The following is an 8,049-nucleotide window of genomic DNA, read 5'->3' on the forward strand; positions in this document are numbered from 1 at the left end:
ATATTGAACTATGACACATCTTTTCGCACCCTTGGTGGTTGGTTGTTATTCGCTTGGTTTTTCTATCTTTGTATTTTTCCTCGGATTTTCCTTTACAAAGAGAGATTTTTTCCTTGCTTTATCCTATTTTTCGTTTGCCCTTTCCGTTCTTGTGCTTGGTGATTTTTTTCAGCTTCTTTTTTTTAAAGATTATTTTTTAAACCTTTATTTTCTCCGTTTTCAGCACATAGGGGCTGTTTGGTTGATATTTCTCTTTTATTATTTTGTCCTTCAGCTTCTCCGAAGGAAGAGGTTTGATCTCCCTTCTCGACTTTTTCTCTCTGCCTCTCTTATCCTCACTCCCTTTGTTTTTTCAAGCAGTTTTATCTCCCCCCCATCACCAGGAGAGGTTCAGGGAAGGGCGGGTTGGTTGTATTATCCCTTCCTCTTTCTTCTCGTTCTCTCTGCTCTTTTTGCCTGGTATCTTCTTCTCAAAGAAATGAAAAGGGAAAGGAGGGGGAAAGAGAGAAGGGTTTGCGCTGTTTATTTTATTGGTTCTCTGCTCCTCTTCTTCTGTGGAATGATAGATGTAGGAATGATGCTTCGAATTATCCCCTATAGGTTGTTCCATTATACTCCGGTTGGGATTTTCAGCTGGCTTGTGGTGAGTGGTTTTGCTCTGATCGCTGAGACAAAGCGCCTTACTGTATCGATAGAAGAGACGAGGCGTTCACTTAGAGATACAGTGAACGAGCTTAGCGAGAAGAGGAAGGAAGCAATTACTGACCGACTGACTGGGTTGTATAACCACGCCTATTTCTACGATACCTTGGAGCGTGAAGTAAAGCGAGCAACCTCTCTATCCTTACCCCTTTCCCTCCTTTTTTTCGATCTCGATAATTTCAAAGAATTCAACGATCGCTATGGCCATCTTGCTGGGGATAGGGTTCTCGCCTCGGTGGGTGAGGTTTTAAGGAAGGAGAGCCGAGCGGGTGATATCGTTTGCCGGTATGGGGGGGAGGAGTTCGCAATTATTCTTCCCGCTACTGAGGAGAAGAGGGCTTTGGGGATGGCGGAGAGGATCCGCCGGGTGATAGGGAGGTTAATGGTAGAATACAAGGGCAATACCTATAGATCGCCCACTGTCACCATTGGTGTTTCTTCTCTTTCTTCCCGTCGACTTACCCCTGCAGATTTGGTGGCTGAAGCTGACCGAGCCCTCTATTTAGGGAAGCTCGAAGGGAAAAACCGAGTTGAGCTATTCCGGAAGCTAGAATAGATGTTTGTTTTTAAGGAAAGATGAATGATCATAAATTCTGGGGGCTTACCAAATCGTGAGTAGATATTTTGAGGCAAAAAAACTTCTTGAGTTTATTTCCCAACCAGTTGTTGTCTTTAGTTGTCCAGAGGGGATAATCATCGGAGGGAATAACCGCTTCTTCTCTCTTCTCGGTTGCACCCCGGATGAGATCATAGGGAATGAGTTTCTCTCCTTTTTCTCTTCAACCGAGGGAGATGAAGGGTTCTTAAAGAGATTGGGAGGGGAGGGGAGAGACATCGCCCCTATGGAGCTTAGAACGATTGATGGAAAGCAGGTTCGAATTAAGATGAGAGCGATTAGTGTGTCGAGTGATGGAGAGGGGAGGGTGCTCTATGCTGGACTGATCTCTCCCATCTCGCAGAGGGAGAGGCAGCTTAAGGAAGGGTTGTTTCTCTCCGAAGAGAGGTATAAGAAGATATTGGACAGCGCGAGTGACATTATCTTTATACTGAATAGGGAGGGAAGATTTATCTATGTGAATGCACAGGGGAAGAAGCGGGGTGGGTATTCTCTTGAGGAGCTGATAGGGAAGAAGTTTGATCCTTTAGTTGTTCCTGAGGACCTCCCTAAAGCATGGAGCAAGTTTCAACACACCCTTAAGGGGAATGTTCATTCTTACGAACTCAGGGTTAGACGGAAGGACGGCTCGATAATTTACCTTGAGATAGACGCAAACCCGATTATGGAGGACGGTGAAGTGGTGGGGAGCCTCGCCATTGCCCGGGATATAACCGAAAGGAAGATGTTTGAGCAGAGGCTTGAGGCTCAGTCTCGGATTATAAACACGATGTTTGATGCGGTGGTCGGTATAGATCTCGAGGAGAAAATAAACTTCTGGAACAGGGGAGCAGAGCGGATCTTCGGTTATCGAGTGAAAGAGGTATTAGGGAAGCCTCTTACTATATTGGTGCCTGATGATACTAAGTATCATTTAGAGATGGAGACGGTTCTCGCCGAAACGCGTAGGGTGGGTTATTATCCCTATTTAGAGACAAGAAGGAGAAGGAAGGACGGCAAGCTTATAGATGTGGCTCTGACCCTCACCTCTATCTATGATGAGGGGAAGAATCTCGTTGGAACCGCTGCGGTTTTAAGGGATATAAGTGAGGAGAAGAGGGTCAGACAGCGACTGAGATGGATGGAGCGGATTTACCGGGAGATATTCGAGAACGCAAATGATATCATTATCAGCTTGGATAGCCGAGGTCGTTTCTCATTAATTAACCCCCGGTTTACCGAAATAACCGGTCTTCCCCTTGTTAAGGCGAGGAAGAAGCATTTCAGCGAGGTCGTATATAAGGAGGATTTGAGAAAGGTTCGTTTCTTTTTCCATCGTGCTCTAAGGAAGGGAACAGGTGGTAAGCTCGAGTTCCGATTTGTGGATAGGGATGGAGAAGTAGGTTATGCGGAGGGGAACTTTAACCCAATGAGGATAGGGGGAAAGGTGGTAGGGATTCAAGGGATCGTTCGCGACATTAGCAGGAGGGTGAGGATGGAGGAGGGGCTGAAGGAGGGTTATCGCAAATTAATCAAGGTTCTCGCCGCTTTCATCGAGATAAAGGACCTATATACCGAAGAGCACTCTCGCCGGATCATCGATGATTCCGTGTATCTTGCTGAGAGATCAGGTCTCTCCGAGGAGGAGATAAAGGATATTGAGATCGCCGCCATTCTCCACGATATCGGAAAGATGAAGGTTCCTGGATATATCCTCAATAAGGAGGGGGTGCTTAATGAGGAGGAGAGAGCACTTATGATAGAACACTCCCGGTTGGGGGCAGAAGCAGTACAGGGGATAGAGGAGTTTAAGAATGCGAGTAGGATAATCCTTTACCATCATGAGCGCTATGATGGAAATGGTTACCCTGAAGGACTGAAAGGAGAGGATATTCCCCTTGGGGCGAGGATAATAGCGGTAGTCGATGCTTTTGATGCTATGTGCTCCGATAGACCATACCGGAAGGCGATGAGTCGTGAGGAGGCAATAGCTGAGTTAATAAGAGAAAAAGGGAAACAGTTCGATCCCGCCATCGTCGATCTTTATATAAAGTATCTTAAGAAGGAGAAGAAGTAAACCGCTCCTTCTATCCCCTCTTTCTTGCCTTTTCTCCCTCTATGCTGTAAAATAGAACAAAAATTTTACTTTTGAGGTGATGAGATGAGAAGGTCAATCTTACTCTTCCTTTTTGGTTTTCTTTTCGTCCTCTCTTCAACCGTGTTCCCTCAGGCGGTGGGACAGTATGAGGATGAAGCCCCACTCGCCAGTTGGAATATCTTGGGTCCTCTTAGTGGAAGGAGTGGCTCTTTGGGCGGGATCACCGTAGTTCTTTCTAATGATCCTGCTTCGATCTTCACCAATCCCGCTTCACTTAGCAATATCGGTGGAGCCACGGTGGCTGGTAGCGTCGAGTTGCTCTCTGCCAGACTTTTCCGTTATTCCATCGTCAACACTGGGGTGATAGTGAGCCTTCCCCGAAACGAAGGAGGGTTAGGAAGCGGTTTTGTCGCCTTTTTATATCCCCTTCGCGGTTTCAACCTCGCCTTTGCCTTTGGAAGGCTTGAGAATATAAGTCGTCCTACCGCCAGTTTCACCACCGGGTGGGGGGAAAAGCTGTCCCAGACATTCGGGGGGTGGACGAATATTTTTAGCTTTGGGGTATCAAAGAATGCGGGAAAATTTTCCTTTGGTTTTGGAGCCCATTATCTTTCCGGGTATTTCTCGAAGAATTTAAATTATACCCTCAATGAGGGGATAAGCTTCGCTTACTACACCGATGAGGCAAGGGAGGACTTCTCCGGCTATTATTTCACCCTAGGAGCCACCTTTAAACCAACCCCAAAGCTTACCCTCGGTCTCTCCCTCCGCACCCCGTACGAGAGGAAGGGGGAGGGAGGGGTTCGTCGGGAGATGAAGACTTCGCAGGTGGATATAATCGGCGACTACCGATCGGGAGACGACCGGTACCAGGAGCCACTTGCCTTCCTCTTCGGCAGTTCCTATCAAATCAGCGGTAAACTTCTCCTCCTTATGGAGGTCGATTACCTCCGTTGGTCTTCCTATAGGGTTACCTATTTCTCCGAAGATCTTCCCCGGAATTTCGATGACACCCTTCTTTTCAGACTGGGGGCGGAGTACACCTTCACCGCAGTTAGGAATGGGAGAAGGGTTTCTCTTCCTCTGAGGGTTGGTTATCTCTATGATCCCCAGCCGGTGACTTACCTCCGCTACCGTTATCACTATCTCACCTTGGGGGGCGGTTTCTCGTTTGCGCGGTTCTCCTGCGATCTTGCATTTCAATACGGCTTTGAGAGAAGTTCCGGGGAGAACCTTTCCAATGTTAGGTTTATAACCAGCATCAGCTATCGATTCTAAGGGAGAGGATGATGAAGAAGGTTATGTTCATTTTAATTGTTATCGCCCTTTCCTTTGCCTCCGCGTTCTCTATGGGAAGGGTGGGGCAAGTTCCGTCCATTAGCATCCCTCAAGATATTGAGAGGGGAAGGGTCTATTACATCGTACGGGTGGACGCGAGGGTTGAGGCGCTTCCTCATATCATCCGCCGTCTCAATCTCGATGTGATGGGGAACTATCAGGGTTATCTTTATCTTCTGCTTCGCGCTTCCGAGGTGCGTGCCCTTTATGCCTCCCATATCCCCTATCAGCTTGTCTCAATCGAGAGGGAGAAGGTCTCCCTTCCCAAAGAGAGGAGGGTGAGGGCACAGGCGGCTAATGGTCCTTATCACTCCTATCTCGAGGTTCAAAAGGAGCTTAGCGATCTTGAGAAGGATTATCCGGGGATAGTGAAGTTGTACGACATCGGCGATTCCGTTGAGGGGCGGGATATATTGGCGGTTAAGATAAGCGATAATGTGGCGACGGAGGAGGACGATGAGGTCGATTGTTTCTTCGTCGGCTGCCATCATGCGAGGGAGTGGATATCGGTCGAGGTCCCTCTAATGCTTGCTCGCTATCTCGCCGAGCACTATAGCGACAATCAGGAGATAAAGGATGTAGTCGATAACAGTGAGATCTGGATCGTTCCCCTTCTCAATCCCGATGGGCTTGAGTACACGATCAATGTCTTCCGCTGGTGGCGAAAGAACAGGCGGGATAACAGAAATGGTCTCTTTGGCGTCGATCTCAACCGGAACTACGATTTTATGTGGGGGATAGATGATATAGGCTCAAGCCCCAACCCAGCCTCAAATGTGTATCGCGGTCCTTCACCCCTCTCCGAGCCGGAGTCGCAGGCGGTGGCTCAGCTTTTTACCAGTCATAATTTCCGGGTGGCGTTAACCTATCATAGCTACGCCCAGGTGATCCTCTATCCCTGGGGCTATACCGTTGAACCTACCCCCGATTATCGTCTGTTCTCCTTTTTGGGGGATACGATGGCTTCTTTGATGAGTGCGGTTCACGGAAGGTGGTATTACGCGGTTCCCGGTGGGAGTGGGTTTTATTTCACCAACGGCGAGTTCACCGACTGGGCATACGGAAAGTACGGTACCCTGGCGTTCACCGTCGAACTTCCTCCGGTCAGCCTGATGCAGGGAGGGTTTATCAATGCGGATAGTGATATCACCTCGATCTTCGAGGAAAACCTTCCCGCTGCCCTTTACCTAATTAAATGGGCGATAGCCAATAAATGAGGGAGGAGGTTATGAAAAGTAAGGGAGCGCTTCTTTTTCTTTTAGGGCTTTCCCTTATGCTTTTTTCGAACTTCGTGCTGAACCCGAGGACCCTTAGTCCTCCTTTTACTTACGCGGTGGAGCTTTTCCATCCGGCGTCATCTCCTTCCCCTTCTCTTCCTCCCGAGCTATCTTCCTTTGCTCGGATAACGGGAAGATGGTTCTACTATAAGGAGGAACCGCTCGTTTCTTTATTCGGTTTAGGTGGCAAAGGGGGAGAAGAGAATAAAAGGGTTCAGGAGATCCTCACCTTCTCCCTGAGCGGTCGTTTCTTCCTCGTTTCCTCGCCCTCCCTCCTCGATGAGGGGATGCTTGCCTCAGGGAGGCTCCCCAAGCAGGGGAAGGATGAGGTGGTTGTGGGAGCTGGGTTGAGGGGTATCAAGGAGATCAGGGTTCAGGGAAAAAGGTTCAAAGTGGTGGGGATATTGCATAAAGCGATTTATTCTTTCCGGAAGACGGCCATAGCTTTTCCTTCGGAGGAAACCGAGGCGCTGTTTTTTAGTTCCAAGGGGAGGGAGTATCGCTCGGTCATCTTTAGATGCTCTTCACTCGCCGAGCTGGAGAAGGTGGCGAAGGTTCTTAGCAAAAGCAAAGGAAAAAGGAAGGTGGACTTCGGTCTGTTTGTGTATCAGAAGCCCTATACTCCCTTTACCTTTTTCGTCGGTTTTCTCGGGTATATCCTTCTTCTTGCCGGTGGGGTGATGTTGATCTTCGGAGTTTTTTCCTCGCTCAAGGAGAAGGTGAAGGCTCCTCTTCTTCCCGGGCTTGAGGCGATCTGTTCCCATAAACGGCTTTATTTCTCCCTCAATGCCATCTATTTTGGTCTTGCCATTCTTGCCGGTCTGTTCGTTTATCTTTCGCCCGAGCTTCAGTTTATGTTCATAAACCTGGTTGGCGCTGAGATATCGAGCGGTAAAGGCGTTCTCGCCTGGGTGGGAAGGGCTTATGCTTCGGGGAACATACTTTATGCTGCCTTTGTTACCTTTGCGGTCAACTCCCTTTTGGGTGCCTTTCTCTGGATCACCCTTCCTTCATTTGTTATCCCGGGGATTGGTCTCCTTACCGGTTGTATCCGGGCAATCCTCTGGGGACTGCTCCTTACCCCAGCCAGTGAAGGGATGGCGCTTGCGATGATCCCCCATTCGATAACCGCCCTTATTGAGGGAGAGGCGTATATCTTGGCGATGTTTTATGCTTTTCTTATGGCGGTTGATGTCTATAAGGGGAAGGGAAATTTGAAGGACCGCTACGCACGGGGGCTTACGAAGAACCTCTATGGCTTTTTGTGGGTGCTGATCCTTCTTGCCATTGCCGGCCTCTACGAAGCAACCGAAGTCATCCTGATGCGTTGATCAAATCGTTGAACTCCACTACACCATCGGTCTCGAATATCTTGTTCATAATCTGTTGAGGAGTTACTTTCCCCTCCAAGAATCGGCAAAAGACATAAAATAAATCTACTGTAGATACTAAAGCGATACCAATTTTCTTCGCTTCTTTAACCGCATTGTCAGAGAAAATGGGACCTCTATTCTCGGGATGTTCTTCTCTCCATCCGTTACCAATCAGTATGGCTTTTACTGGTTGGTTTTTATTCTTGTATTCTGTTGAGTAATATATCAATTGGCGAAGGTTCGTAGGGATTATATCTTTTGTTCTTCCCTTGCACTCTATAATTCCTCTTTTCCCCTCGAATTCAATCGCCAAATCTTCATCAGACTCCGGCTCTCTTAATTTGCATCCCAATTCTTGAAATACTTTTCTGGTTATTTCTTCCAGCTCAGTGCCAGTCCCATAGAGGAGCTTTTGGTAGTCCTTTTTGGCTAATATTTCCCTCTCCTTTTCTTCCTTTTTTCTTTCTAATTTTTCGATTTCCTCTTCTACTTTCTTTTTCTCTTGTTCCAGTTTTTTTAATTCTGGGATATATCTATTAAAATCTTTTGTCCACTCAGGAGGAGGGGTTATAGTTCTAACGCCCAAGATCTCTTCCAAAATGAAACTTATTGCTTCTTCAATAGTTTTCTCCGTTGGTGCCGGCAATATTATGAATTCACCATAAA

General features: G+C 47.6%; 6 protein-coding genes. 5 read left to right on the forward strand and 1 reads right to left on the reverse strand.

All coding sequences use genetic code 11. The features are described 5' to 3' along the window. Positions 1 to 241: 241 nt before the first annotated feature. The 5 genes from J7L64_06355 to J7L64_06375 all read left to right on the forward strand — a co-directional run bounded on the left by J7L64_06355 (position 242) and on the right by J7L64_06375 (position 7,341). Positions 242 to 1,258 (forward strand): GGDEF domain-containing protein, encoded by a 1,017-nt coding sequence (locus J7L64_06355; GenBank protein ID MCD6451964.1) that lies wholly within the window; start codon positions 242 to 244, stop codon positions 1,256 to 1,258. A gap of 55 nt (positions 1,259 to 1,313) precedes the next feature. Next, positions 1,314 to 3,374, forward strand: coding sequence for a PAS domain S-box protein (locus J7L64_06360; protein ID MCD6451965.1), 2,061 nt, complete (start codon positions 1,314 to 1,316; stop codon positions 3,372 to 3,374). Between the two features lie 84 nt (positions 3,375 to 3,458). Continuing rightward, positions 3,459 to 4,673 carry an outer membrane protein transport protein gene (locus J7L64_06365; GenBank protein ID MCD6451966.1) on the forward strand — a complete coding sequence of 405 codons (1,215 nt, stop codon included), beginning with the start codon at positions 3,459 to 3,461 and terminating at the stop codon, positions 4,671 to 4,673. Between the two features lie 8 nt (positions 4,674 to 4,681). Then, the gene (locus tag J7L64_06370) at positions 4,682 to 5,950 is read left to right on the forward strand and encodes a zinc carboxypeptidase (protein MCD6451967.1); all 1,269 of its coding nucleotides are present in this window, start codon (positions 4,682 to 4,684) and stop codon (positions 5,948 to 5,950) included. 11 nt (positions 5,951 to 5,961) lie between these two features. Further along, entirely contained in the window at positions 5,962 to 7,341 is a 1,380-nt protein-coding gene (locus J7L64_06375) for a hypothetical protein (GenBank protein MCD6451968.1), read from the forward strand. Here J7L64_06375 and J7L64_06380 read toward each other — a convergent pair. Next, positions 7,325 to 8,049: hypothetical protein (locus J7L64_06380; GenBank protein MCD6451969.1), on the reverse strand; the 725-nt coding region annotated here is incomplete at its 5' end. The genes J7L64_06375 and J7L64_06380 overlap by 17 nt on opposite strands.

This window comes from Acidobacteriota bacterium, from assembly GCA_021161905.1.
Lineage (GTDB): Bacteria > Acidobacteriota > B3-B38 > Guanabaribacteriales > JAGGZT01 > JAGGZT01.